We start from the raw sequence: 26,960 nt of genomic DNA, 5'->3' as shown, positions 1-26,960 counted from the left end.
GAGGGAGGCCTTTATTTTATTTATTGAAAGTTTGCACTGCTTTGCAATTTTACAGGAACTGTAAATGTTTTGCCATTTCTCCAAACTGTTACATTTATTACGTCTCCAACTTTGTGGTTATTTAGTATGCTTTGTAAATCTTCGAAGGAAGTAATGGTTTTGCCATCAACCTTTATTATCACATCACCTGGTTGAATGCCAGCTTTTTCTGCTCCACTATTTGGCTGAACTTGGACTACATACACTCCTACAGGCAAATTATATTGGACTGCATCTTGTTGTGTAATAGTTTGAGCACCTATTCCCATCATAGGCCTTTCTACATAGCCGTGTTTTATTATCTGGTCAATTATAGGTTTTGCTTCGTTTATTGGAATTGCAAAACCCATACCCTCAACAGGGGTTCCTTGGCTTCCAAACATTCCAAAAGGATCTTGAATACTTGGTCCTATTGAAGTAAGTTTAACACTTGTGATACCTATAACTTCTGCTTTACTGTTGACAAGAGGTCCGCCGCTGTTGCCAGGATTTATAGCTGCATCTGTTTGTATGAGTTTGACAGGCCCATAATCACTTTGGAGGTTTCTGTTAAGTCCACTTATTATACCCGCTGTGACTGTACCTGCAAAGGAATCTCCAAGAGGATTGCCTATAGCAATTGCCAGCTCACCAGGTTGGAGTTTTGAAGAGTCTCCCAGTTTTACAACGGGTAAATTAGGAAGGTTTATTTTAAGTACTGCGAGGTCTGTCCTATCATCTTTTCCTATAAGCTTCGCATCAGCACTTCTACCATCTAAAAGTTTTACTGTGATTTTTGATGCTCCGTCAATTACATGGTTATTTGTAACAATATATCCATCAGAACTTATTATAAAGCCAGAGCCACTTCCTTTAGGAACATATTCTGTTCTATAGCCGTTTGTATAAGCTGTACTTGTATCAATTTCTACAACGGCTGGACTAACAATCTTATAGATGTTAGGTATCAAATTCAAAATACCACTGTCATTTGAGGAAGTAGCATCTAGAGGTAAATATCTTGTAACAACCTGTGCTGATGCATCGTTTGGAGTCACGTAGTATTTCATCACAGCACCTGTAACTCCTCCGCCAATTAAAGCCGCTACTAGCGCTACTGCAATAAAAGATGCTACCATCTTCCTTCTGAATCTTTTTACCATCTTACCCAGACTCTTTTTGTTGTTTCTGAATTCTACTTTAGGAATTGGTGCAGTATTTTCCAATTCCTCTTGCTCTTGTTCCTCTGCCTTTAATGTTTCGCCATTTAATTCTTCTGTTCGATATAACTCTTCTTTTTCATTTTCTTCTGGAGGAACCACATTCTCCGGGTCATTTTTTTCAATTTTATTTTCAAATTCTTTTTCGTAATCCATCACCACTCACTCCTTTTGTTCTTTCTTGCTTTTAATTATAATCCCTTTTTATTAACAAATTATGAACATGATGTAAAGATTTTAAGTAGTTTTTATTAAAAAATTTTTGTACTGTTTTTTATAAATAAATGTGCGGCCCAAGTATTCACTTGGACCGCTATGATAAGGGAGGTCAAGGAGAGGCATTTGTCGCTCTCAAATATTATTGTATCCTTTATTTATGAATAAAGTGTTAACAAAGTGTAAATATTTTATTGTGATTTTTTAAAATTTTTTCACCGGCAGAGTAAAAGTAAATGCTGTACCTTTGCCGAGTTCACTTTCTACCCATATCTCCTCATTATGAGCATTTATAATGCGCTTTACTATATAAAGTCCAAGGCCTGCTCCATCTTTCCCTCTCGATTTATCCGCTTTATAAAATCTATCCCATATATGCTCTTGGTCTTCTGGAGAAATACCTATTCCATTATCTTTTATAGTAATAAATGCCTTGTCATCTTTTATTTCAGTAAAAACATGGATTATACCCTTTTCTTTAGAAAATTTTATTGCATTGTCTATAAGATTTGTCAAAACTTGTTCTATCTTATCTTTATCAGCTATAACTATTCTCCTGTCTTCTTCAAAATCGACTTTAACAGTTAGATCTTTTTCCACTATCCTTTTTTCAAACTTTATAACAGTCAGTCTTATAAGTTCATTTATATCAAATTCAGTCTTATTAAGTGGAAATTGACCTGACTCAAGCTTAGTCATTTCAAGAAAATCGTCTATGAGTCTAGACATCCTCCTTGTTTCTTTCTGTACTATTTTAAGATAATCACAAGCTTTTTCCTTTGGAATAGTACCGTCTAATATTCCATCTATATATCCTTGTATAGAGGTCAATGGGGACCTCAATTCGTGAGAAACATTTGCCACAAAATCTTTTCTCATATCTTCTAATTGTTCTAATTCTTTTGCCATAATATTAAAGGATTTAGCTAAATCTCCTATCTCATCATCTTCTTTATGTTGCACCCTTGCAGAAAAATTCCCCTTTGCTACCTGCTGAACAGCCAAGCTCATTTCTTTAAGAGGTTGAGATATTCTACTGGAAGTATAAGAAATGAGCACAAAACCTATTATAAGAGCTACTCCTCCAGATAAAAGCATCAAAATAAAAATGTTTATAATGGTTTTATTCATTTCTGTCAAAGGAGCATGCATAAATATAGCCCCTTCAATTCGGCCATTTATAACAAGAGGGACTCCTACTGTCAAAACAGGCTGATTAAATTTACCACCAAAATACCCTTTTTTTACAACAGATTGTCCATCTAAAATGCTTTTTATTTCCTCTTTGTTGAGACTTACACCTGTCCATGCTTTGCCCGGCTGCTGTGATTGACTGTAAATTAGCCCTTCTTTATCTACAATCCATACAGTAGCATTAATCAATCTAGTAACAACATTTAGTTCTTGATTCCATTTATCTATGTTTATGTCTCCTACCGCAAATTCATTTAAAATTGCATTTATTTCTTGAGCCTCTTCTAACATTATTTTTTCTTTGTCGGCAAAATAATAGTTTTGAAACATCAGATAAAACATCCCTGAAAGGATAGACAAAGTAACAAGTATGATAATTATATTACTTATAAAAAGTTTTTTAAAGAGTCTATTTTTACTCAAATTTAGTTCACCTCAAATTTATAGCCTACACCCCATACGGTGGTAAGTTTCCAATTAGGTCCATCTCCCATTTTCTCTCTCAGCCTTTTTATATGAACATCTACTGTACGACTATCTCCCATATAATCATAACCCCATACATTTTCTAACAGCTGGTCTCTCGTGAAAACCCTATTGGGATGTGTACATAAAAAATATAAAAGTTCTAACTCTTTGGGAGTTAAATCTACATTTTGCCCTTTATAAACAACTTTATATTCACTCAAACTTACATAAAGGTCTGGATAAGAAATAGCTTGTTTTTCATCACTTTCCGCTTCATATCTTCTTAAAACCGCTTTAACTCTTGCTACCAATTCTTTCCCGTCAAATGGTTTTACAATATAGTCATCAGCGCCAATCTCTAAAGCCAATACCTTATCAAGTGTATCCCCTTTTGCGGTAAGCATTATTATGGGTACTTTTGAGAATTTTCTGACTTCTCTGCAAAGAGCTATACCATCAATTCCTGGCAACATTATATCAAGTATGACGAGCTTTGGCGGTTTCTCTTGAATTTTCCTTAAGGCCGTTTGCCCATCATATATTTTTTCTACTTCAAACCCATCTTTTTCTAGATACAAAGATACTATTTCACATATATTCTTGTCATCATCCACTACATAAATCTTTCGGTTCTCTCCCACAAAACCACCCTCTATTTCAAGTTTCCTTATTTAAATTATATCATAAAATTTAAAGCAAAATATTGGCGTTAGTATATCATTGTAGCAAAAATTACAAGCAACAAAGCTGCATAAAAGAATTTTTGTAAAATATTTACCCTTCAAAAAGGTTTATAATAATTTCCATTTTTATTCGCTCTTTACACAATTTCTTCCTGCACTCTTTGCTTCATAGAGCATGTTGTCTACCCGAATAAGAACTGTGTCAATGGTATCAGTATCCCTATATTCAGTTACTCCAAAGCTTGCTGTTACCCTGTCTATCCCCTGCAATTCTATTGTACTTATTTGTTCTCTTAGTTCCTCAGCCAGTTCAACTGCATTATTCAAGGAAGTTTCAGGCAGAAGAATTATAAATTCTTCTCCTCCCCAGCGTGCAAAGTAATCTGTTTTCCGTATCCTTCCCTTTACTGTGTCGGCAACACTTTTAAGAACCGTATCTCCTGCAGCATGCCCAAAGCGGTCATTTACGTTTTTAAAGTGATCTAAGTCAAACATAATAAGTGAAAAGAACTTTTTATTTCGTTTTACTCTCTCTATTTCCTGCTCCAGCATCTGCATGAAAAAACGTCTGTTATATATGTTTGTAAGGGGATCAGTAATAGATTGGCGGTAAAGTAATTCCTCAAATCTCTTGCGCTCGCTTATGTCGCGAATTATGCCTATTGCATACCATCCATCTTTAATTCTAACTGCAGAAAGTGAAAGTTCCACATCGATTTCATAGCCGTTTTTGTGCCTTGTCTTCATCTCAACAGTCTTACCTACAACACTTCCTCTACCTGTTGAACGAAATTTTTTAAATGCTTCTCTATAAGCTTCATACAACCGCATATCTTGTATCATAAACATGTGCAAATCTTTACCTATTATTTCTTCTTTTGAATAACCAAGTATGCGTTCCGCTGCAGGATTCCAGAATGTCACTTTGCCACTATCATCGAGCATAATAATAGCATCTCCTGCAGACTCCATTATAGTGCTTAAAACCTCATTCCTTTCTTTTAATTCTCTTTCTATTTTTTGGCGCTCTGTTATGTCAATCACAAATGCTACATACACTTTTTCTTTGTCAAACTCTATAGGTTCTAGATGGATTTCTACTGGATATAAAGAACCGTCTTTTCTGCGGTGCATTGTGTCAAAAATAATTTGCTTCTGTTCACCTTTTAAAAGGGGCTCAAGAAGTTCTTTAAAGCTTTGCAAGGTAAACTCTGGCTTTAAGTCAACAGGAGTCATTTCTTCAAGTTCTTCTTCAGTATACCCCAAATTTCCTTTCGCACCCCGGTTTACTGCAATGAATTTCAGCGTCTCTGGATGAAATACGTAAATTTCATTGAGGGAATCTTCAAAAAGATTTTTATAAAATTCAAGCTCTCTCTTCGCTTTCCATTGCTCGGTAATGTCAAATATAATCAGATGCATCAATGTTTTTCCTTGATAATCTACAGGGGATGAATATATTTCTGCTAGCCTCTTTTCTCCACTAACTAATTGCTGTAAGCAAATGCAGGGATTACAGCCCTTCTTTAAAGCTTCCGAACACCTCTGAGCTCCGTCTATAGTAGAAATTCCAATAATATCTTCTATCTCAATCTGCATCATAGTTTCTTTGGAATAACCGTAGAAATGACAGGCAGCTTTGTTAGCATCAATAATATGGCCAGTTTGTATATCAATAAGTATCATTGCTACATCGTGATTTTCAAACATATTGCGAAATAGCTCTTCTCTCTTTTTTAATTGTATTTTAGTTTCAAAAAGCTTAAAGGCCATTTCTATTTGAGATATGAGTACATACTCGTCTACACCCTTAAGAACATATCCGTAAGCTGAAACTGATTTTATTTTTTCTACTATTTCTCTACTTGCATTAGCAGTAAGAAACAAAACTGGTATATCTTTATGTTGCAGAATTATTTTTGCTGCATCTATACCGTCGATTGCTCCTTTAAGTTCTATGTCCATAAGAATTAAACTTGGAATTTTACTATTATTTAGTACTTTTTCAACGGCCTCTTCTCCAGATGTGACTATCTCTGTCTCGTATCCATACTTATTTAAAATATCTGCCGTTACTTGTGCATTAAGCTTACTGTCTTCTACAATTAGGATTTTATTTCGAAAAGTAATCTCCATTAGCCAGTACCTCCAACTAACAAGACTTTAGCAAATATAAAACCATATGAAAAGGTCTCCCAGTACTTTTAGCTTTTCTAATTATTAAATACTCCTTTTTATGTGAAAATAAATTTTATTCCTCTGTAAATAAATCTTTTGCAAGGTCTTCAATAGCTTTTCTGCGCTTTTCTGTTTCTTCTCTATCCACTGTAATGTCAAGCTTAAGCACATCTCCTTCTTTTGCCTCTTTAGGAAGGAGTTCTTTTGGAAAATTAAAGATTTTGTCCCCATATTCAATTACTGCAAAGTTACCTTCAAAGCGGTCTATTATGCATATTTTTTTAGACATTATGAAAACTCCTTTTCTCGTTTATCTGCTACTATTATATTACAAAATGATGTTCTTGAGGATATAGGAAAAGAGTTAAGTATTGATTTTAGTAAAAAATTTATGAGGCTTGAAGAGATTAAAAAAATTTTGGGTGAGACGAAAAAAGTTATTTTCCACTACAACTTTGAGACAAAATTAAAATGCCCTAAACCCTTTATTTTAAAGGAGTTGATGGCATTTTTTATTCTTTTTTGCTGCAAAAGTCAGGTTAAAAAAGAAAATAAAAGCTCCTAAATCACCTCTGTGAGTCAAACAGGAGGGACGGTTCCTTTTGTCCGAAAAAATCAGACAGAAGGAACCGTCCCCTTTGTCTGCGCTTACACAAACAATTTACTGACAGACATACCTTCGTGGATTCTTAAAATTGCTTCGGCAAATAAAGGAGCAACAGACCTCACTTTAATTTTGTCAATTTTTTTCTCTTCGGGAAGAGGGATTGTATCGGTTATAACCAATTCTTTTATTGGTGATTCTTTTAACCTTTCAATCGCAGGACCTGACAGCACTCCGTGGGTCGCACAAGCATAAACTTCAGTAGCACCATTGTCAAGAAGAGCCTCTGCCCCTTGCACCAAAGTACCAGCAGTATCAATAAGGTCATCTACCAAAATTGCCTTTTTCTCTCTTACGTCCCCTATTATATTCATTATCTCTGCTACATTGGCTTTTGGTCTTCTCTTGTCAATAATAGCAAGAGGAGCATTCAATTTTTCTGCAAAATACCTCGCCCTTGTCACGCTGCCATGGTCAGGGGAAACAACTACTACATCATCTCCCAATTCTTTGTCAATAAAATATTTTGCAAGTATAGGCCCTCCTAACAAATGGTCAACAGGAATGTTAAAGTAGCCCTGTATTTGAGGAGCATGAAGGTCCATTGTAACAACTCTATGAGCTCCTGCTGCAGTTATAAGGTCAGCTACAAGCTTTGCAGTAATTGGGTCCCTTGCTTTTGCTTTTCTGTCTTGTCTTGCATAGCCATAGTAAGGTATAACTGCATTAATTTCAGCCGCAGATGCCCTTTTAAAAGCATCAATCATTATCAATAATTCCATTAAGTTGTTATTTACAGGTGCACAAGTTGACTGTATTACAAAAACGCTTGCACCTCTTACGCTTTCTCCAATCCTTACACTAATCTCCCCATCACTAAAAGTCCCTACTTCTGAATCGCAAAGCTTAAGTCCAAGATGCTCTGCTATTTCACTGGCTAACTTAGGATTTGAATTTCCTGAAAAAATTTTTAGAGAATTAGTATATCTCGCCATTTAATTTAAAGCCTCCCTTTTTTTATTCTTTCCTGTACCCAGCCCTCTTTATTAGTTTGCTTACTTCTGGCTATGGCAAGTGCTCCTTCAGGAACATCCTCTGTTATAGTTGAACCAGCAGCGATATAAGCATTATTTCCAATCTTTACTGGCGCTACAAGATTTACATTACACCCGACGAAAACATTATCTCCTATCACTGTCTTGTACTTTTGTTTACCATCATAATTAACTGTAATAGATCCACATCCCATATTGACATTTTTCCCAACTTCCGCATCTCCAACATACGTAAGATGAGGAACTTTTGTGCCTTCTCCAATGACAGATTTTTTAATTTCCACAAAGTCACCTATTTTTGCTTTATCATGTATCACACTTTCCGGCCGTATTTGCGCAAAAGGTCCAACTTTAATGTCATTCCCCAATTTCGAAGATAATATGACAGAATACATAATATTGCATCCATCACCTATGTGGGAATCGACAATCCTGCAATTAGGACCTATTTCACAATCGCTGCCTATCACAGTTTTGCCTTCTATTACGCACCCTGGAAGTATGACAGTATCAGGTGCAATTTCAACCTCTGCTCCTATATAAGTTGTCTCAGGGTCAATTATTGTTACACCGTTTTCCATATGGCGATAGTTGATTCTTTTTCTCATGACTCTTTCTGCATCAGAAAGTTGGATCCTGGAATTAACCCCCATTATTTCCTCAGCTGAAGCAGTAAAAGCACCAATTTTCCCTCCCATTTTTTTTATAATTTCCACAGCATCCGTCAGATAATATTCACCCTGTGCGTTATTATTTGTTATCAGTCTTAGCGCTTTTTTTAGTTTGGCTATATCCATAACGTACATAGCAGAATTTATCTCATGGATACTTTTTTCTTTTTCCGTTGCATCTTTGTCTTCCACGATTTTTATAACGTTTCCACTTTCATCCCTTATTATTCTCCCATAGCCTGTAGGGTCCTCTAATACTGAAGACAAAATTGTGACACTATTACCTTCTTCAACATGAAATTTTACCAAAGATTTTAATGTCTGCGAAGTAATAAGAGGGGTATCACCTGTTAAAATTAAAACATTGCCCTGCTCTGGCAATAAATCCCGCGCCATCATTACTGCATGGCCTGTACCCAACTGTGTCTGTTGATAAGCATACTTTACTCTGTCTTTTAATACTTCTTTTACCTCTTCCGCTTTATGGCCAATTACAACAACGATATCATTACTGCCCACATCTTTTGCCGCATTTACAACCCATTCTATCATTGTCCTTCCACATATTTTATGGACAACTTTGGGATGTTTAGATTTCATCCTTTTTCCAAGCCCCGCTGCTAAAATAAGCGTCACTAGCCCTTCCAATTTTCCACACCCTCTATACTAAATTTAATTTTCATACCCTATACTATTTTAACTATAATTGCAATAAAGTTCAACAAAAAAAATAAAAAGGAGGCAAGCCCCTTTTTATTCCTTATGTGTAGCTTCTTGTTCTTTTGCCTTTTCATATTCTTTTAAAATAGCGCTTTGTAATTTATTTCTTGTGTCTGAATTTATAGGGTGAGCAATATCTTTAAACTCCCCTTCAGGAGTCTTTCGACTTGGCATAGCAATAAATAACCCATTTTGGCCCTCTATAACCTTTATATCATGAACCACAAATTCATTATCAAAGGTTACAGAAACTACAGCCTTCATTTTGCCTTCCTCATTAAGTTTTCTCACCCTTACGTCTGTAATTTCCATAAGCTCACCACCTTCCTGAAGTTAAACCCTAAGTTAGCATTTGCAAACCCTCTTACACTAATAAATATTCGCCATAAAATCAAAATTTCCTTCAAGAAAAACTAAAATTACGAAAAATTTTTAAAAAATTTTCTTAACTTTAGTCTTTCAATATCCAATTACTTATTTCAATGTCAATTATATTTTTTTCTTCTTCCATATTTTTTAATACAAAAACTGAAATGTAATTATCTACTAATTTATTCTCCGGTTTTTCCGTTGCAATCATAACTCCTGCACCAATTACTTCAGCGTCAAATTCCTCCATAAGTTCCATCATGCCTCTAATCGTTCCACCTGCTTTCATAAAGTCATCTATCAACAATACTTTAGAACCTTTCTGTAAAGACCTTCTAGCCAAAGACATCGATCGTATGTGCCTCTGAGAACCAGAAATATAATTAATAGAAACAAAAGAACCTTCTGTAACTCTACTATCTTTTCTGATTATTACTAGCGGAACATTAAGCGTCCTTGCGCACATCAAGGCAATAGGTATACCTTTGGTCTCCACAGTTACAATTGCCTCAACGTTTTTATCCAAAAAAGGAAATACTAAAATTTCGCCAATTTTTGTTACAATACTGGGAGAATAAATCAAATCGGCAGTGTACAAAAAACCTCCGGGAATTATTCTCGATGGATCCTTTAACTTTTCCTTTATTTCTTGTACAAAAGGCAAATAACTTTTAATATTAGCTATAGGAATGTATTTTACTCCACCACCAGCTCCAGGAAGCGTAATTAATTTACCAAAGTTAAATTTTTCTATTACGCTCTTTAAAATATCAATATCTTCTGAGGCAGTAGATTTAGCTATACCAAAAAAATTCATAAAATACTCCAAATTTATTAATGTATTAGGATTTTCACTAAATATCTTAACGATTGCCGCCAATCGTTCATACCGCTTGTACTTATCCATAAAAAATAACCTCCGCACATACAAACTTTTATACCAAAATTATATTTAAAAGTTCATTTTTCTGCAACATGTGATATAATTTTTTTATAAATATAGTGGCTTTTGACAAGCTTTAATCATATTTTAACCATGAAAAGGCAATAATAACAATAGGAACTGAGAGGAGCGTAAACTATGGATATAAATCTTGAAAACTTTAAAAGAGTGCATTTTATAGGAATTGGCGGTATAAGTATGAGCGGTTTAGCTCATATACTTCTGAATAATGGACATATAGTAACAGGCTCAGATATAAAAAATTCTCATATAATCGAAAGATTAAGACAAGAAGGAGCAGTTATAACAATACCTCACAGCGAAAGCAGTGTCATAGGTGCTGATTTAGTAGTGTACACGGCTGCTATCCATGAAGATAATCCTGAATATCAAAAAGCTAAAGAATTAAATATACCTATTATAGATAGAGCTACCCTTTTAGGTCTCATTATGAAAAAATACAAATACGGCATTGCTGTTGCAGGAAGTCATGGAAAGACAACTACTACTTCTTTAATATCTGTGATATTGGATGGTGTAGGGTTCGATCCAACAGTTTTAGTAGGAGGAGAAGTAGATGTAATAGGAGGGAATGTAAGAGTTGGAAACAGTGAATATTTTGTCACAGAAGCTTGTGAATATACAGACAGTTTTTTAAAGTTTTATCCTTACATAGCCGTTATACTAAATGTCGATTCAGATCACTTAGATTACTTCAAAAATATTGACAACATAAAACAGTCTTTTAGGCAATTTGCTAATTTAGTTCCACCAGATGGATTTGTGGTAGCATGCAAAGATGATGCAAACACCATGTATGTTGTAAATGGGTTAAATAAAAACATTGTGACCTACGGTATTTACCAAGATAGTGATTGGAAAGCAAAAAACATAAGTTTTGATGACAAAGGCTGTGCGATTTTTGACGTTTATTATAAAGAAAAATATATGGGCAATTTTAAATTATCAATACCCGGAAAACACAATGTTTACAACGCCTTAGCTGCTTTGGCAGTAAGTCACCTTGTAGGAGTCGACATAAAAAAAGCTTCCCATTATTTAACTGAATTCAAAGGCACTCATAGAAGATTCGAAGTAAAAGGAATAGTTGACGGCATAACAATTGTGGATGACTATGCTCATCACCCTGCTGAAATTAAAGCAACTTTAGAAGCAGCAAGAAATTATCCTCATAAAAGAATTATTTGTATATTCCAGCCACATACTTACTCAAGAACTAAATCTTTGCTTAATGATTTTGCAGGGTCCTTTGACAATGCGGATAAAATAATAATAGCTGACATATACGCCGCAAGAGAAAAAGATACAGGGATTGTTTCTTCTAAAGATTTAGTGGAACTAATCTCTCAAAGAGGAAAGGATGTTTTATACTTAAAAGATTTTGACTCTATAGTTGAGTATTTAAATAAAAATGCAAAAGCAGGCGATTTAGTATTAACAGTTGGAGCAGGAAATATCTACGAAGTGGGAGAAATGTTTTTAAAAGGTTATAAAAAAGCTGTAGGAATATAAAGCCCTACAGCTTTTTATCTTGCAACACAAGATTTCCTCTCCACAAGCTTTACAGGCACAATGATGTGGTCTGTGTCTACATCCTTTTGCTTTAACCTTGCAATCAAAAGTTCTGCAGACTTAATACCCAAATCAAAGGTAGAAATATCTATTGTCGTAAGGGGTGGATTTGCAAAAGCTGACAAGGGAATGTTGTTAAACCCTACTATTGATATATCCTCAGGAACTCTATATCCTTTATCTATTGCAGCCCTTATAACACCAAATGCCATAACATCATCAGTAACCACAACTGCAGTAGGTTTTTCTCTTTCTAATATTCTCATCATCGCCCTGTATCCACCGTCTTCTGAAAACTCGTCTTGTTCCGCCAACTCTCTCTTAAAAGGTATCCCATTTTCCTCAAGGGCAAGTTTATAACCATCTAACCTATCTAAACTCACTACGTATTCCAATGAACCACTTATAAAAGCAATTTCTCTATGCCCATGTTTAATAAGGTAATTAGTAGCAAGCTTAGAAGCCCCTATATTGTCATTGTCAACCCAATACACACCCTTGGCGTCTAAAGGCTTACCTATAACAACAAAAGGAAATTTCTCATCTCTTAACCAAGGTATAAGCTCATCGGTTGTACGGGAAGATAAAAGAATTATTCCATCTACTCGTTTGCCTTTTACCATATTTATAACCGCTTCTTTTTCCTCTTCTTGATTTCCAGATGTCGACAAAAGCAAATCATACTTTTCTCTATGTGCAACAACACTTATGCCTCTCATAACTTCTGGGAAAAAAGGATTTGAAAAAGCTTCTTCTGTGGAGCGAGGCATTATAAGTCCCAAAGTATTTGTCACTTTACTTGCAAGGCTTCTGGCAATGGCGTTTGGATAATACCCCAATTCCTCCATCGCCTTCCAAACTCTTTCTTTTGTCTCTTTACTTATACGTGGATTATCAGCAATAACCCTCGATACAGTAGAAGGAGCAACATTTGCCCTCTTTGCCACATCTTTAATCGTTACATTCATGTATATCACCACCTTTAAAATGAAACCGATTGCATCTTTTCTATTTATTATTCTATCCTATTCTTTTATTTACGTCAACAGTTTTCATTTTCTTTTAAGCATTCCTTATATAACTCCAGCTATTTTTAATATCTGTTCAGTAATTCTATACAAAAATACTAACACTGATAAAAGTACAGGCCAATGCAAGAAAATATGCAGGTCTTCTTTTAACTTCGTAGTACCGCGGATAACATATGGGTCAGTTACTTTCTTCAAATATCTTAATAGCACATACAAAAGAATAGCAGCAAATAATGCAAAAATCCCATAACCAATGACAACAATAAATGGAATATCTACCTGTTGTAATGGAGTTGCTTTTCCTAAGTTTTGTTGTGCTATAAAATAGGATAACAATACAGAAATAGTATTATTCGTAAAATGAACAATCATTCCTGCAAATATAGAATTAGTCCTATATACTACATATCCCAATAAGCTTCCAAGAAAAAGAATACTTAGAAAGTTTTGCACATTTAAATGAAGCATTGCAAAGAATATAGCGGTTATAAAAATACTCTTTATAGAACCCCTCATTTCAAAACTTCTCATAACAAGTCCCCGCATAAATATTTCTTCACAACAGGCAGCTACAGCTCCAAATATTAGAATTTGCATAAAAAGTTCTTGTATATTGGAAGCTGCAGGTATAGGCATAACCGGAATTTTACCCAATTTAGATAGAAAATAATTTGTCAAAAGTGCAAAAAAACCCGATACTATCCAGCCTAAAATAGCTATTATTATCACTAAAAAAGCTTGATCACCCTTTATAGGATTTAACCTTAAAACATATTTTACATCATATCTTTTAAAAAGAAGGTAAAGAATAACAGGCAGTAAAACAAGAAAAAATTCTGTTATTAGTATACCTATATATAAAGAAGCCTTTTGCACTAAATATCCCACTGTTATGAGAAGCAACATGACAAAAAAATACAACTTACTTACATCTTTTTCATCTGGCCGCATCCAACCACTTCCTTTTTTACATCGTCAATTTCACCCTTATAGATTTTAACATAAAAAGAATAAAAAAGTAAGAATTAAATGTGAGGATTTTGTGAAACCTAATAATTGAAAATTTTAATCAATGTGATATAATAAATAATAGAAAAATATGGAGGTGATGTAAATGAGTCTAATGAGGCGAGGACGTGATTGGTGGGATTGGCCGTTTGACATCAATCTCAAAAATTTGCCAAGTATTTTAGACGTTAACTTTCCATCCTTTTCAGGCCTATTTTCTCGACCAAGAGTGGACATCACCGAATCTGAAACAGAAATAGTGGCAACAGCTGAACTACCGGGCGTTGACAAAAAAGACGTTGAAATAAATGTTTATGACAATATACTGGAAATAAAAGGGCAAACCACAGTAGACGAAGAAAGAGAAGATAAAAATTATTACATGAGAGAAAGATATTATGGAAGCTTTGCCAGAAGAATAGAACTACCCGCAGAAGTAGACCCTGAAAGAACTACTGCTAAATTTGAAAATGGCATCCTCAAAATCACAATGCCAAAATTACATCCAAGTAAGCCAAAGGGAAGGCGAATTAATATTGAATAAAAATTAAGGGGTAAGTTCCGGTTTACCCCTTAATTTTTTCACGTTTGCTTTATTCGTTTAGTAATTTTTGTAGCTGTTTATCGAAAGTATAAACTTCATAATTTTTTACTTTATGATAAGCATAAAGTAGCGTGTCCACAAAATCTAATTTCCTTTTGCTATAAAGCTTTAATGCTTCTTCTATTACTTCAAAATCATCAACTTTTAAATTTTCATACTCAATAAGTTCTCTCAAAGTGTCGCTTATCTCATCATTCTTTACTTTATATACTTTTTCAAGCACATATACAATTTCAGCTATTACTCCAGTTGGAACAAACACTTCATAGTTTTCCAATATCTCCGCAGCTTTTTCCGCTAATTCTTCTGTATCATTTAAAAGATACCTTAAAATTATATTTGCATCAACTATTTTCATACTTTTCCACCACCGTATTTGCCCAAGCTTCATCTTCCTTTTCTTGAAACTCCTCATTTTTATATCTTGCCAACGCTCCCCGTACTATTTTCTTTTTTTGCTCCTCATATGGCAATATGATTATTTCAACTTTTTTGCCTTTTAGCTCTTTTGGAATATCTATTACATTAGCCAAGATATCACTATTTGCGACTTTCCTAACAAATTTCACGATTTCTCACCCCTTTCAACTCAAGTAAAATCTTTATTTAAATATATTATACCATGTAATCTGACATCGCCATACTGGCACCTGCGAATAATTATAATTTTCATCGGTACCTAAACTATCTTTCAAATAAAAAATTAGGGGCAAGCTCTTGCTTACCCCAATTTTTTATTCAACTTTCTTTTTAAGCACTGCTATCATAAGAGCAGTAACTACTGTACCAACTGCTATTACTCCAATGTAAAGAAGAGGATTTGACACAGCTATCGGTATTACAAATATTCCTCCATGAGGAGCTCGAAGTTCAATGTGGAAAAGCATTGAGAGAGCGGCTGTCACAGCAGAGCCCACCATTATAGAAGGTATCACTCTAAAGGGGTCTGCTGCCGCAAATGGTATAGCACCTTCTGTTATAAAGGAAGCACCTAAAACCCATGCTGCCTTACCTGCTTCTATCTCTTCCTTTGTAAATCTATTCTTAAAAAGAACAGTTGCAAGTGCAAGGCCAAGAGGAGGTGTCATACCAGCTGCCATGACCGCTGCCATTGGAGCAAAAACATTTGATGCTAAAAGACCTGTTGCAAAAGTATAAGCTGTCTTGTTTACAGGACCACCCATATCAAAAGCCATCATGAGTCCCAATATTGCTCCAAAAATCACTGCATTTGTAGAACTCATCCCAGTAAGCCAGGCAGTTAAAGATGTCATTATGGCTTTCATTGGAGAACCTATTACATATATCATTAAAAGTCCAACTATCAAAGTTGATAATACCGGCAATATGAGTATTGGCATTAAACCCTCTAATGTTTTAGGAAGCTTTATTAGCCTTTTCAGATAAACTATCGTATATCCTGCCAAAAATCCTGAAATGATACCGCCTAAAAATCCTGCTCCAGTAGATACTGCCAGCATACCGCCTACCATACCGGGGACAAGACCAGGCCTATCTGCTATAGAAAATGCTATATAGCCTGACAAAATCGGCACCATCAATGCAAAAGCTGAACCGCCACCAATTTTCATCAAGGCCCAGGGAAGAGTTCCTTCTACCTCAAAGGCTTTATATCCCCAGAAAAAGGAAAGTGCAATTAAAATACCACCTGCAACTACAAAAGGTATCATGTAGGAAACACCTGTCATAAGGTGTTTGTAGGCACCTGTCCTTTTCGCTGACCTTTCTTTATGAATCTCCTCTACTTTTTCTACATAATCTTTTGGCTTTTCCATCTTAAGAACCTTTTCAATAAGTCCCTTTGCATCCTTTATAGCATCTTCAACTGGTACCTCAAGTACAGGTTTACCGGCAAATCTTGATTTATCAACTTTTGTCGCAGCTGCTATTATGACAGCATCAGCAGCTTTTATATCTTCTTCAGTAAGCTGGTTTTCTGCACCTATTGACCCTTGAGTCTCTACCTTTATGTCTACTCCCATTTCTTTGGCTGCCATCTGAAGATTTTCCGCCGCCATATAGGTATGAGCAATACCTGTAGGGCAGGCTGTAACAGCAACTACCTTTTTCATAATTAATCCCCTCTCTTAAAAATTTACTTATTAAAAGCCTTTATGACTTCCTCAGGTGTTGACGCTTTTTCTAACTCCTCTCTCACCTCCTTATGCATTAAAGACCTTGAAAGTTCAGCCAAAACTTTAAGGTGTAACTCATCAGAGTTGTCTGGCACAGCAATTAAGAAAAATAAATGGGCAGGTTTGCCATCCATTGAGTTATAGTCTATTCCCTGGCGAGACTTCCCAAATACTATTGCTGGCTTTTTCACAAGACTGCTTTTGCCATGAGGTATTGCAACCCCATAGCCTATACCTGTAGAAAACTCTTCTTCTCTTTTTTTCACTACTTCTAAAAAGCCTTCTTCATCATCTACAACTCCATTTTCTTTTAAAACACTTACTAACTCTTCCAATGCTCCATCTTTGTCCTTTGCCTTTAGATCAAAAACCATCATTTTTTCGTTCAACACATCTTTTATCTCCATTTCCCTCACCTTTCTATCCTTTCTATCCTTTCTATTTCAATCTTATCCTTTAATATATTTACCTCCTCAAGAGTGCCTGCTCTTGTGCCTTCTTTCATGACAACTGAGGTAGATAAAGCTGCTGCTATTTTTATTGTCTCCTCAATCGGAAGTCCTTTGTACATTCCATGGGCAAAGCCTGCAACAAAGGCATCTCCTGCTCCAACTGTCCCTTTTACTTCAACTTTTACAGGCATTACCCTATATATTCCTTCTTTTGTTATCACAACACTGCCGCGGCCTCCCATAGAAATCGCAACTATTTCTATGCCTGAATCCTTCAGCTTTTTCCCTTTTTCAATAACCTCTTCTAAACTTTCAAGCTTTTTGCCTACTACATCTTCTAACTCCTGCACATTAGGTTTTATCATGTAAGGCTTTTCTTCTATGCCGTATAAAAGCGCTTCTTTGTCAGCATCGAGAATTATTTTTAAATCACCGCTTTTTACTTCTCTAATTATGTCTTTGTAAAAAGTCTTTGGCACTCCTTGTGGTAAACTTCCTGAAAGCACAAGCACCTTTGACTCTTTAGCATATTTAAATATACTTTGTTTAATTAGCTCTATTTCTTCTTCGCTTACATGAGGGCCATATTCATTCAAATCAGTAACTTCCATCCTTGAAATATCAGAAATCTTTATATTTGTCCTCGTCTCATTTTTTATTTTCACAAAGTCAGTTTTTATGCCTTCATCTTCTAAACAATCGATTATATATTTAGCATTCGGTCCTATGAAGCCAAGAGCAATAACATTGTCTCCAAAATTTTTAAGGTTTTTAGCGACATTTATACCTTTTCCCCCAGCGTCTACTCTTGATCGAATTACCCTATTTACATAACCAAGTTTCAAATCCTCAACAATTATTGTCCTGTCAATTGCTGGATTCGCCGTTACTGTTGTTATCATTATTTTCATCCTTTCCAAAACTTACTATATCTATATTTGCCTGTTCATATTTTCTCACTATCTCATAATCAACCTCATCATCTGTTATTATTGCCGTAATGTCCTTTATATCTGCAAATTTAACAAAAGATTTTTTCCCAAATTTAGTGTGGTCTGCTACTATATAAACTTCACTTGCCACATCACACATCGCCTTTTTTGTATTGGCCTCAATTAAGTCTGGAGTCATAAGCCCATCCTCAAAAGATATAGCATTTGTGCCTATAAAAGCCTTATCCACTTTAAACTGTCTTATTACCATTTCAGCAATAGGACCAACTAAAGCCTTAGTCTTCCACCTCTGTATGCCTCCTGTCATAATAAGCTCAATATCCTCGTGTTTTGAAAGTTCTATCGCAATAAGAGGTGAATTTGTGACAACAGTAAGTTTCATATTCTTAAGATTTCTCGCTATCTCAAGAGTAGTCGTACCAGCATCTAAAATTATAGAATCTCCTTCTTCTATCATTGATGCAGCAATTTTACCTATTTTCCTTTTTGCCTCAAGTTCTACATCTTCTTTTTCAAAAAATGCAGGCTCATAATGAGTGCCAACATTCAATATTGCGCCACCGTGAGTCCTTTGTATGAAACCCTTTTCCTCCAGTACATGCAAATCTCTTCTTATTGTAGATTCAGAAACATTAAAAAGTTTACTAAGCTCAGAAACACTGATACTTTTATCCTTACTTATAATTTCTGCAATCTTTAAGCGTCTCTCCTCACCAAACATCCTATCAGATATGCTCATACTCATTCACATCCATTCAATATTATCCCGCTCAAATGTGATTGATTTTGCTTAATTTTGATTATATATTATCATTTTTGATTTGTCAATAGGCAAAAAAATAAAACAGGCAATGCCTGTTTGAGAGAAAATAAAAGAGTCCCCCAAGGAGGAGGACTCTTTAGTTAAAGTTCAGCTTATTTTACAATCAAGACTACTTTGCCAGTTGTAGAATTGGTATAAAGTTTAACTGTTGTGCTACCTGCAACTATGCTGCTAAGACCAACCTGTGTATTTGTAGCTGAATCAATTACTACCACATTTGGATCAAGTAAGTATGATGTTCCATTTGCAACTATTGCATTATTAGCATAGTCAAATGATACTGTTCCACTGTATGCAGGACCAACTAAAGTAGCCGCTGTCACATTGCCAGAAGCATTTAATGTAAGTGTATATACGTTACCTGCTGTAACATTTAATGTAGTTCCTGCTGGTGCATTATATGTCTTAGCAACGCCATTTTCAAGTACACTTAGCGAAGTATATGATGTTGTTGATGAAGTATATACTGTACTTACGCTGGTCACATAAACCATTGGCTGTACTGAAGTATTTGCAGTTAAGTTTGGATCATTAAATACAACAACTGAAAGTTGCCTTACGCCTGTAGCAGTAGCAAGCAATACATTATGTGTTGATCCATTTGCAACGTCAGTGAACTTCACAGGTGTAATACCTGTTACTTGGCCATTACTAATTGTTGCATTAAAGAATACTGTTGAAGAATTTACATAATATATTGCTCCATTTGTCGCGCTTGCTGAATCATTAGCAAATTTTATAATATTATTTGTTGTATCAACATAAGCATATGCGTCGTTTGCAACCGTGTTAGTAACCACTGACATCGTGTCAATTAAGCCATTTGAATTGACAGTGTAATTTACAATATCTCCCGCCTTAACAGATGCCGGTATAGAAGATGGTATATTATCATATACTACGTTTAATACTGTGCTGCTACCATCAGGTAGTGCCAATGAAACTATAGGGTTATTCCACGTAAATGAAGTGTTATATTTTACTACTGCATATTTTGTTGTTGCGGTAGTAGAAGTTGCAGTCCATTTAACAATTGTGTTATTCTTTGCCACTATAGCAGTACCAGATGAACCCGCAGTAACACTACTTAAATCTGACCCTCCCGGAATCGTAGTGCCTTTATAAAGTGTATAATTTGTTCCATTTATTGTAACAGTTTTTGTTCCATCTGTTGCTTGTGTAAGTTGTGTAACTGTACCAGTTACTGTTTGTCTTACAACATATAGTATTGTATTACCTGCTATCTTTACTTGATATACAACATCGCCTGCTTTAATATCTGTAGCTTTTGTAACAGCTCCTTGAACAGGATATGGATTACCATTGCTATCATTTATAGCAATTCTATTATCAATATAGCTATCTCCAGCTTTTACATCATTTTGTACTACTATCATTTGATCCCAATTACCTGTTGCATCAGTAATAATTGCATAGTCATAACCTGTTGCATTGTCATTATTGATAAGTGTTACTTTTGAACCCGGATCAATATTCTGATATACTGCAGACAAGGTCGTCTTTATTCCATCTATTACAACAGGTATATTCCCCACCGATATTGAATTATCGCCAAAAGTATATGTTGCACCACTTACAGTCACTCCAGGATCTGCAGTAACAGTAAAGGTCTTAATATCTGTTGTCAATGGAGTAGCTGCTATAGGATTACCAGATTTATCAGATATAACCGTAACTACTTCGCCTAAATACTTATTGAAATCTACTAACCCACTGCTGATGTATTGTTGTGCACCAAAATTATATACACCATAATTCAAATTAGCTGGTTTTACTGCCACATATCCAGCTGGTACTGTAGAATCAACATTGTTTGTTGCAACTACTAGATAATTTGCTGAACTGCCAAGTTTTGAAATTAGCGCCTTGCCTGTGTCTACAACATTGCCATTAGTATCATATGTTACTAAGTTTAGATCTAAAGCATTGTTCATAAGTATTGCAAGATTTCCACGATTTATCACATCATTGTAGCCAAGGCTAACGCCAGATGTTAATCCAATTTCTTGGGCTTGAGCAACAACTCCATATGGCCATGAAAGGTTTTTGTAACCAAGAGCATTGAGTAAGAAGCCCAAAGCTTGTGCATATGTTACTTTTCCTTCTGGGTCAAACATGCCATTGCCCACACCATGTGTAAGGCCAAGTTTTGCTGCCAAGTTGATGTCACCAATTGCCCAGTAATTCTTTGGAACATCTTTGAAGGCTGGTGGATCATTCTTAGCCATTTCAGCTAAATCTCTGTAGCCAGACAATCTGTTTATAAAAACAGTCATCATGGCTCTTGTAACTGGCTGATCTACGCCATATGTGCCGTCTGTATTACCGTTTGTAATGTTTAAAGCATACAGACGAGCCACTGCTGATGCATAAGGTGCATCATCTTTCACATCGGTGAAGGGTGTCGTTGCAGCAAAACCTACTGCCATCGCACTGAACACCAATGCGAATGTAAGAACCACTGCTATTAATTTTTTGAGGTTCTTCATACAGTTAATCCTCCTCCTTGTATTTGTATTTTAATTTTTATATTTTTTGTTTTGAAAGGCATAAGCCTTTCAAAAATTTTTTACCTATGTAAGTACATTTTAGAGTATGTAGTATGTTTTGGATAAACAACCTGATTATATTATAGCATCAGGTATTTAATGAGTCAATAAATGTTACCAATTTGTAATATTTCTGTAATATTAATTTAACATTACGAACCCTGCTGTAATATTATTTCAGGTAAAACTTCTATTTCAAACATTCTGTTCCAAGGGTATCTCACTTTCACTTCTATATCTTTTATGCCAACAGAACTATTTCCCGCCTTTACTATTTCTCCAACATATTTTCCCTTTATTGTATTAATAAGTGGTTTCATTTTTATTGAAAGTTCTTCATCTGCAGTTTTTTTGTCTATTTTATCTTTTGCCATGTGGTTTGACTCTGCCCATTTGTACATTTTATTTCTTATATCAGCTTGATAGGCAAAGTCGTCCGCATAACGTATAAAGGAGAAAGCTATAAAATTTTTTATAGCATCTTCTTCTTTGTAAGAAGGAAGTATGCTTTTGTCAAGAACCATTTTTAAAGACATTTCAGATATAACTGTCCCTATTGCGTTGCTGGGAGTATTCCAGCCCGCATAGAGAAAGCTTAAGGGATTTAAGTCAAAGAGCACGTTGATTAGCTTTTTATCCGCCATATTAACATATGCAACATCTGCTATTCCGAAAATTTGTCCTCTATTTTTATATTTTTGTATGTCGTTTTTTATTCCTAAATTTTCATGTGTATGGACATACAATATACATTCGCCACTTGAATCGGTTTTTCCTCCTATAAAATTAATTTTTTCTTCTACAATTTTCTTAAGGTCTGCTCCTTCATAAGGCAAAATAACTTTATCAGGGTCTTTTACGTCATAAACGACATTAAAACGAGGAATTTGCTTGTAGTACTCATTTGCAAGCCTTGCCGTTATCTCCATGCCAATTTCATCAGCGCCATGGAGTACGTATACCTTATTCGATATTTGCTCTGTTTTCGCATATTGGTTAAGTTTTCGTGCCACCATATTTGACATGCTAAACTTCTGTGTGTCATCAATGCCTATTACTAATGTTTTTATATATCCTTCTTTTGTCCAATCAATGAGCTTTTCATTTATTTCTTTATTTAGCTCAAAAAGTTCAATGTACTTAGTAAGCACATCAGGTGGTATGCTTTTTTTTATTTTTTCAAGTCTGGTTTTATCCTTTTCTTGATTAAAAAGGTCCACTTTATCAGTTAACTCTGAAAATTCTTTTAGCCTGTCACTGTATTTTATATACTGGTAGTCAGAAAATTGTGTAGGCGTAAGGCGAGGTATTATTGAAAATATGATTATATTTTTGTTTTCATTCTCTGTCAAAAATTTATAAAGGAGCGAAAGTCTTTCTTCATAATTTTTATAGTTTTTGATATCACGGGATGCTATAAGGCCTCCGTTCAAATACTGTTGCAGTGAGATTACAACAGCATAAACGTTACTTCTAGGAATAACCTCATTAAGCCATTCATTAAGCCCTTTAAAGTTTCCCGGCTTTGTGTAGTCATCAAGTACATTTTGTGGAGGCAAAATTAAATTTTTTCCCCACATATTTGTCAAAAGACTTACATTTTGGGTATTTACAGGCCGGCTGTCAAGAGGTATAAAAATTATGTCGTCTTTAGGCATTGTAAATTTTTCATTGTAAGTAGAAGCTGGCAAGGAAAATATACACAAAGTCAGTACAAACCACAAAGCTTTTTTAAACATATCCTTCTCCTGCTTGTCTTTTTGTATAAATTATACCATAACAAAAGGAATTTTTCATTTTATTGTAATCGTTTTTTGGGGCCTCTGGATTCTTCTGAGTGCTTCGCACTCCTCAGAATGGCAGAAAAAACTTGGCTTAGAATGACAAATATTTCTTTTATAAAAAATTTAATGTTTTGTTAACTTTTTTGTAACATATTTGTGATAATTATGTGATATATTTATGATAAATTTAAGTGAGAGGTCGGAAAACATGAGTAAAAAAGCGTTAATCATCCTTACAATCATGGTAACAATCGTACTTGCTGTATCAATTCCAGTACTACATTCAAGGGCACAATCTAAAAAGCCATTTGTGCCTGTTTTAATGTACCATCATCTTCAAAAAGAAGGTACATTTGATTCTAAAAAATATGGTGGTCTGATAACCGACCCAGAAAGATTTGAAAAGCAAATGCTTTACCTTAAAGCAGCAGGATATCACACTATAACTTTAGAACAGCTCAGAGATTTTGTGCTGTACAACAAGCCTTTACCGCCAAAGCCTATTGTAATAACTTTTGATGATGGATATTTAAGCAATTACACGTATGCATATCCTATACTCAAAAAATTAGGAATGAAAGCTGAAATAAATATTATAGTAAGTTATGTGCCAGATGAAGTAAAAAAGCAAAAGCCAGGCGTATTTGTCCCCCATTTTACATGGGAGCAAGCAAAAGAAATGTCAGATAGCGGAGTAATAGAGATTGAGAGTCACACATATGATTTGCACAGTTACAGATGGAATGGCTTTAAAAAAATTCCAATGGTAATGGGACCTGTAATAATTAATGGACATCTTGAAACAATGGAACAGTATAAAGAAAGGCTTTATCTAGATTTCTTGCGCTCACGAGAAATAATTAAAGAAAAAATAGGTAAAGCGCCTATATGTTTAGCATATCCTTTTGGTTCTGGAAATAAAATAAGCGACGAGATAGCAAAAAAAGTAGGTTTTGAAATGGCATTTGGCATTAAAGAAGGAGTAAATTATTATGGCGATAATATTATGAAGTTAAAACGAATTACTGTGAGGGATTCCGATACAGGTCAAGACATTGTTGAAAAAATAAACAAGTTAAGTAGGGATACAGGGTTTATTCCTTTTTGGGATATTAAAAGTATGTGGTCTGAAAAGAATATACTTAGTTCGGTAATAAAAGGGATTTTTGCAGGATATGAAGACGGATCTTTTAGACCAAACAAAATTATATCTAGAGCAGAATTTGCTTCTTTGATAAATAGAGCATTTTTAAAAGATAAACCGGTATTGCAGCAAGAAGTTTCCTTCAAAGATGTTTCTCAAAATGCATGGTACTATAAACCTATTGCAAATATAGTAAATAACGGAATTATGAATGGATACGAGGATAACACTTTTAGACCTGATAATTCCATAACGCGAGAAGAAGCCATTAGCGTTCTTATGAAATTTTATGAGCCAAAGGAGAATTTTGATTTTGCCTTTTTTGATCCTGCAGACAAAAATGACATTTCATCATGGGCATATGATTTCATTAAAAAAGCTTATGAGAATAATTTAATAGCTGGTACAAATATAGATGGTAAAATATACATTTATCCCAAAAAGCCTTTGACTCGAGAAGAAGCAGCAGTACTATTAGATAAAATAGTGAAGGAGTAGCGAAAAAGCCACTCCTTCATTTTTAATAATTAGCAAATAGGTCTTTTAATTCGTCACTTAGTGTATTCCAGGTATATATAGAATATCCAACTGCATCTTTTGAAGCATCAAGAGCACCCCTTAATTCGTCTACAGAAGGAAGTCCATAGCCCTCATCATAACCGTGCAAAATGACTTCTATGTTGACGTTGTTTCCTGCTAAAAATTGTACTTTTTTAATGGAATCAGATACAAAATTTTTTGCATCATCATAGGTGTAGTTTGCGCTTGATACGTGCCAGTAGTCCATTAAAGCAATCGCATCAAAATATTTTGCCATTGTAACATAGGGGTAGTTAGGTCTATATTGGGGTGGATAAGTGATCGCAATAAAAGGCATTCCTGCAGGTAAATTTTTTAAAGTTTGTGTTGCATAGTCTTCTACCATCTTTGAAGCTGTAACTGGATCTTTTTGGGGCAATTCTTCTATATCTGCAGCAATTCCGTCTACGCGATAACCACTTGGGGTAACATAGTTGGCAACTTGAGCCGTCAAAGATGCATCATATGCCGTATCTTTTAGGTCTGTGTACAACCATGCTATAACCTTTATTCCAGCTCTATGTGCAGCAGGAAGTAAATCATCCAGCCATTTTTTCCACTTGTCTGGAAATCCCGCTTTTGATGTAGCAACTTCAAGGTAAATATGAGTTACTCTGGCAGTTACAAAACGGCTTAAATCATTTGCCGTAGGCATCGCAGAATATATGCTGTACCATACTCCTTTCCCTGCATATGGTAAAGACGTAAGAGGTTGGCCGATATTTCCTCTTGAAGATTGAATGTTAAACGCTGTCAGCGTCCTCCTATCAGAAAGATTATCAGAAGTATCACTCGTTATTTGATTAGGATTGTTATATGCAATTGTAAGCCATCCTGCAATCCAGCCTACTACTCCGTTTTGAAGTTTAACCTTATACCAATCACCTGATTTGTCAATTACACTTAATATGTCCCCGTTATTAACTTGTGTTATAATGTCATACTGTGTACCTGGACCTGTTCGTATATTTACTACATCAGCATTTACCATTAAAGAGGAAGGTAGAGTTGTAATAATCGGTTGTATGTTAACTATCAATTTGCCATCCTGTTGCATTACGGAATAATCAGCATCACTATTCAAGGTGATAATTACTCTCACCGTGGTAGGAGTAAGCTGTGTTGGAATAACACCTTTGACAATTTTATCATCAAGTGCAAACCCATATACTCCATTTTTTAAAACTGCATTGTTTAGATCTACAAAAATTGCATCCTTATTTGGCGATTTTGAAATGTTATAGTTAGAATCTTGAGTTAAAATAATTACACTTTTTACATCATTTATATTAGTAAATCCCATACTATCTACAGTATATGGTTTGACAGAGGTATCTTGTGTATTTTGATTTGTGGAAGTATTGTTTAAATTAGATTGGGAAGTCTGAGTAGTATTTGAACTTTGATCACTCAATTTTGCAGAAGCAATTTGCGTGTCTGTCCTTGTTTTACTGTCTATATACACAGTGTTTGTATTTTCATCCCAATTGACGTTATTTTTGAAAGCTTCACTTATAAATCGCAATGGGACATATGTATAGCCATAGTTTACAAGTTTAACAGATGAGTCAAGTTTTACAGGCTTGTCATTTACATAGGCAGTGTCTTTGTAAAAATAGAGGACGATTTTATCTCCATTGTAAGTAATCCACACTTTAGTGCTGTCATAACCTATTTGCGCCCCCATTTTTTCTGAAATAAACCTTACTGGCACAAATACATGATTGTCAATCATGAGGGGCTTCATATTCGGATTTTGTTTTTCCCCGTTTATGAGGATATTTATAGGTGGGTAATTGTAGAAGATGTTTTTTCCGTCGATGTTATAAGTTTCAGTCGCATATGCAAATGTTCCACTGTAAATTAGAAAAATTAATAAAAAAATGAACAGATACTTTCCCTTTCTTCCCATTGGTCCCCTCCT

The 26,960-nt window shown here is 35.0% G+C and carries 23 protein-coding genes; 3 read left to right on the top strand and 20 right to left on the bottom strand.

Annotated elements, in window-relative coordinates:
* Positions 1-20 precede the first annotated feature (20 nt).
* From BUB32_RS06975 to purR, 9 genes are all read right to left on the bottom strand, one after another.
* Positions 21-1,394, bottom strand: a complete 1,374-nt coding sequence (locus tag BUB32_RS06975; RefSeq protein WP_072968631.1) for a S1C family serine protease — start codon at positions 1,392-1,394, stop codon at positions 21-23.
* 264 nt (positions 1,395-1,658) lie between these two features.
* Positions 1,659-3,071, bottom strand: coding sequence for a sensor histidine kinase (locus BUB32_RS06970; protein ID WP_072968628.1), 1,413 nt, complete (start codon positions 3,069-3,071; stop codon positions 1,659-1,661).
* A 2-nt stretch (positions 3,072-3,073) separates the two neighbouring features.
* On the bottom strand, positions 3,074-3,757 hold the full coding sequence (locus tag BUB32_RS06965) for a response regulator transcription factor (protein WP_072968626.1): 684 nt from the start codon (positions 3,755-3,757) through the stop codon (positions 3,074-3,076).
* Positions 3,758-3,925: 168 nt separating this feature from the next.
* Entirely contained in the window at positions 3,926-5,935 is a 2,010-nt protein-coding gene (locus BUB32_RS06960) for a GGDEF domain-containing response regulator (RefSeq protein WP_072968624.1), read from the bottom strand.
* A 115-nt stretch (positions 5,936-6,050) separates the two neighbouring features.
* Positions 6,051-6,266, bottom strand: coding sequence for a DUF3006 domain-containing protein (locus BUB32_RS06955; protein ID WP_072968621.1), 216 nt, complete (start codon positions 6,264-6,266; stop codon positions 6,051-6,053).
* 359 nt (positions 6,267-6,625) lie between these two features.
* Positions 6,626-7,576, bottom strand: a complete 951-nt coding sequence (locus BUB32_RS06950) for a ribose-phosphate diphosphokinase (protein ID WP_072968619.1) — start codon at positions 7,574-7,576, stop codon at positions 6,626-6,628.
* 5 nt (positions 7,577-7,581) lie between these two features.
* Positions 7,582-8,955: a bifunctional UDP-N-acetylglucosamine diphosphorylase/glucosamine-1-phosphate N-acetyltransferase GlmU gene (gene glmU / locus BUB32_RS06945; protein ID WP_072968618.1), complete on the bottom strand. Its 1,374-nt coding sequence runs from the start codon at positions 8,953-8,955 to the stop codon at positions 7,582-7,584.
* A 105-nt stretch (positions 8,956-9,060) separates the two neighbouring features.
* Positions 9,061-9,339 (bottom strand): septation regulator SpoVG, encoded by a 279-nt coding sequence (gene spoVG / locus BUB32_RS06940; RefSeq protein WP_042834540.1) that lies wholly within the window; start codon positions 9,337-9,339, stop codon positions 9,061-9,063.
* Positions 9,340-9,478: 139 nt separating this feature from the next.
* Entirely contained in the window at positions 9,479-10,303 is an 825-nt protein-coding gene (gene purR, locus BUB32_RS06935; RefSeq protein WP_042834539.1) for a pur operon repressor, read from the bottom strand.
* 174 nt (positions 10,304-10,477) lie between these two features.
* Here purR and murC point away from each other — a divergent pair, with 174 nt between their 5' ends.
* On the top strand, positions 10,478-11,872 hold the full coding sequence (gene murC, locus BUB32_RS06930; protein ID WP_072968616.1) for a UDP-N-acetylmuramate--L-alanine ligase: 1,395 nt from the start codon (positions 10,478-10,480) through the stop codon (positions 11,870-11,872).
* Positions 11,873-11,886: 14 nt separating this feature from the next.
* On the opposite strand, the gene BUB32_RS06925 is transcribed toward murC, so the two are convergent.
* Together BUB32_RS06925 and BUB32_RS06920 are read right to left on the bottom strand one after the other, a co-directional pair.
* On the bottom strand, positions 11,887-12,900 hold the full coding sequence (locus BUB32_RS06925; RefSeq protein ID WP_072968613.1) for a LacI family DNA-binding transcriptional regulator: 1,014 nt from the start codon (positions 12,898-12,900) through the stop codon (positions 11,887-11,889).
* A gap of 105 nt (positions 12,901-13,005) precedes the next feature.
* Positions 13,006-13,914, bottom strand: a complete 909-nt coding sequence (locus BUB32_RS06920; RefSeq protein WP_072968611.1) for a CPBP family intramembrane glutamic endopeptidase — start codon at positions 13,912-13,914, stop codon at positions 13,006-13,008.
* A 163-nt stretch (positions 13,915-14,077) separates the two neighbouring features.
* On the opposite strand from BUB32_RS06920, the gene BUB32_RS06915 reads away from it, so the two are divergent.
* A complete protein-coding gene (locus BUB32_RS06915; RefSeq protein ID WP_072968609.1) occupies positions 14,078-14,515 on the top strand; it encodes an Hsp20/alpha crystallin family protein in 438 nt (145 codons plus the stop codon).
* A 49-nt stretch (positions 14,516-14,564) separates the two neighbouring features.
* Here the strand turns inward: BUB32_RS06915 and BUB32_RS06910 are convergent, their stop codons facing one another.
* The 8 genes from BUB32_RS06910 to BUB32_RS06875 form a co-directional block, all read right to left on the bottom strand.
* Positions 14,565-14,933, bottom strand: a complete 369-nt coding sequence (locus BUB32_RS06910; RefSeq protein WP_072968607.1) for a PIN domain-containing protein — start codon at positions 14,931-14,933, stop codon at positions 14,565-14,567.
* A complete protein-coding gene (locus BUB32_RS06905) occupies positions 14,920-15,144 on the bottom strand; it encodes a hypothetical protein (protein WP_003870452.1) in 225 nt (74 codons plus the stop codon). The genes BUB32_RS06910 and BUB32_RS06905 overlap by 14 nt, the downstream gene beginning before the upstream one ends.
* A 165-nt stretch (positions 15,145-15,309) precedes the next feature.
* Complete coding sequence (locus BUB32_RS06900; protein WP_072968605.1) at positions 15,310-16,668, bottom strand: PTS fructose transporter subunit IIC; 1,359 nt, start codon at positions 16,666-16,668, stop codon at positions 15,310-15,312.
* Positions 16,669-16,691: 23 nt separating this feature from the next.
* Positions 16,692-17,138, bottom strand: coding sequence for a PTS sugar transporter subunit IIA (locus BUB32_RS06895; protein WP_072968603.1), 447 nt, complete (start codon positions 17,136-17,138; stop codon positions 16,692-16,694).
* Positions 17,139-17,143: 5 nt separating this feature from the next.
* A complete protein-coding gene (gene pfkB, locus BUB32_RS06890; RefSeq protein ID WP_072968600.1) occupies positions 17,144-18,085 on the bottom strand; it encodes a 1-phosphofructokinase in 942 nt (313 codons plus the stop codon).
* On the bottom strand, positions 18,051-18,881 hold the full coding sequence (locus tag BUB32_RS06885) for a DeoR/GlpR family DNA-binding transcription regulator (RefSeq protein WP_072968598.1): 831 nt from the start codon (positions 18,879-18,881) through the stop codon (positions 18,051-18,053). Before BUB32_RS06885 ends, pfkB begins: the two co-directional genes overlap by 35 nt.
* Positions 18,882-19,051: 170 nt before the next feature.
* Entirely contained in the window at positions 19,052-21,469 is a 2,418-nt protein-coding gene (locus BUB32_RS06880; protein WP_072968596.1) for an S-layer homology domain-containing protein, read from the bottom strand.
* Positions 21,470-21,681: 212 nt separating this feature from the next.
* Entirely contained in the window at positions 21,682-23,268 is a 1,587-nt protein-coding gene (locus BUB32_RS06875) for a DUF4127 family protein (protein WP_072968594.1), read from the bottom strand.
* 253 nt (positions 23,269-23,521) lie between these two features.
* Between BUB32_RS06875 and BUB32_RS06870 the strand changes: the two genes are divergently transcribed.
* Positions 23,522-24,955, top strand: a complete 1,434-nt coding sequence (locus BUB32_RS06870; protein ID WP_072968592.1) for an S-layer homology domain-containing protein — start codon at positions 23,522-23,524, stop codon at positions 24,953-24,955.
* Between the two features lie 22 nt (positions 24,956-24,977).
* Here BUB32_RS06870 and BUB32_RS06865 read toward each other — a convergent pair whose 3' ends face one another.
* Positions 24,978-26,948, bottom strand: coding sequence for a stalk domain-containing protein (locus BUB32_RS06865; protein WP_072968590.1), 1,971 nt, complete (start codon positions 26,946-26,948; stop codon positions 24,978-24,980).
* Positions 26,949-26,960 lie beyond the last annotated feature (12 nt).

This window comes from Thermoanaerobacter uzonensis DSM 18761, assembly GCF_900129115.1.
In the GTDB taxonomy this organism is placed as follows: domain Bacteria; phylum Bacillota; class Thermoanaerobacteria; order Thermoanaerobacterales; family Thermoanaerobacteraceae; genus Thermoanaerobacter; species Thermoanaerobacter uzonensis.
This window is presented reverse-complemented; position numbering and strand designations above follow the sequence as displayed.

Bases quoted from the DNA above. Each gene is read 5' to 3' on its own strand.
- BUB32_RS06895 (WP_072968603.1), bottom strand. From the start codon at position 17,138: ATGGAGATAAAAGATGTGTTGAACGAAAAAATGATGGTTTTTGATCTA.
- BUB32_RS06950 (WP_072968619.1), bottom strand. From the start codon at position 7,576: ATGGCGAGATATACTAATTCTCTAAAAATTTTTTCAGGAAATTCAAAT.
- BUB32_RS06900 (WP_072968605.1), bottom strand. From the start codon at position 16,668: ATGAAAAAGGTAGTTGCTGTTACAGCCTGCCCTACAGGTATTGCTCAT.
- purR (WP_042834539.1), bottom strand. From the start codon at position 10,303: ATGGATAAGTACAAGCGGTATGAACGATTGGCGGCAATCGTTAAGATA.
- BUB32_RS06955 (WP_072968621.1), bottom strand. From the start codon at position 6,266: ATGTCTAAAAAAATATGCATAATAGACCGCTTTGAAGGTAACTTTGCA.
- BUB32_RS06875 (WP_072968594.1), bottom strand. From the start codon at position 23,268: ATGTTTAAAAAAGCTTTGTGGTTTGTACTGACTTTGTGTATATTTTCC.
- murC (WP_072968616.1), top strand. From the start codon at position 10,478: ATGGATATAAATCTTGAAAACTTTAAAAGAGTGCATTTTATAGGAATT.
- BUB32_RS06910 (WP_072968607.1), bottom strand. From the start codon at position 14,933: ATGAAAATAGTTGATGCAAATATAATTTTAAGGTATCTTTTAAATGAT.
- BUB32_RS06920 (WP_072968611.1), bottom strand. From the start codon at position 13,914: ATGCGGCCAGATGAAAAAGATGTAAGTAAGTTGTATTTTTTTGTCATG.
- spoVG (WP_042834540.1), bottom strand. From the start codon at position 9,339: ATGGAAATTACAGACGTAAGGGTGAGAAAACTTAATGAGGAAGGCAAA.
- BUB32_RS06960 (WP_072968624.1), bottom strand. From the start codon at position 5,935: ATGGAGATTACTTTTCGAAATAAAATCCTAATTGTAGAAGACAGTAAG.
- BUB32_RS06925 (WP_072968613.1), bottom strand. From the start codon at position 12,900: ATGAATGTAACGATTAAAGATGTGGCAAAGAGGGCAAATGTTGCTCCT.
- BUB32_RS06880 (WP_072968596.1), bottom strand. From the start codon at position 21,469: ATGAAGAACCTCAAAAAATTAATAGCAGTGGTTCTTACATTCGCATTG.
- BUB32_RS06870 (WP_072968592.1), top strand. From the start codon at position 23,522: ATGAGTAAAAAAGCGTTAATCATCCTTACAATCATGGTAACAATCGTA.
- pfkB (WP_072968600.1), bottom strand. From the start codon at position 18,085: ATGATAACAACAGTAACGGCGAATCCAGCAATTGACAGGACAATAATT.
- BUB32_RS06915 (WP_072968609.1), top strand. From the start codon at position 14,078: ATGAGTCTAATGAGGCGAGGACGTGATTGGTGGGATTGGCCGTTTGAC.
- BUB32_RS06885 (WP_072968598.1), bottom strand. From the start codon at position 18,881: ATGAGTATGAGCATATCTGATAGGATGTTTGGTGAGGAGAGACGCTTA.
- BUB32_RS06865 (WP_072968590.1), bottom strand. From the start codon at position 26,948: ATGGGAAGAAAGGGAAAGTATCTGTTCATTTTTTTATTAATTTTTCTA.
- BUB32_RS06975 (WP_072968631.1), bottom strand. From the start codon at position 1,394: ATGGATTACGAAAAAGAATTTGAAAATAAAATTGAAAAAAATGACCCG.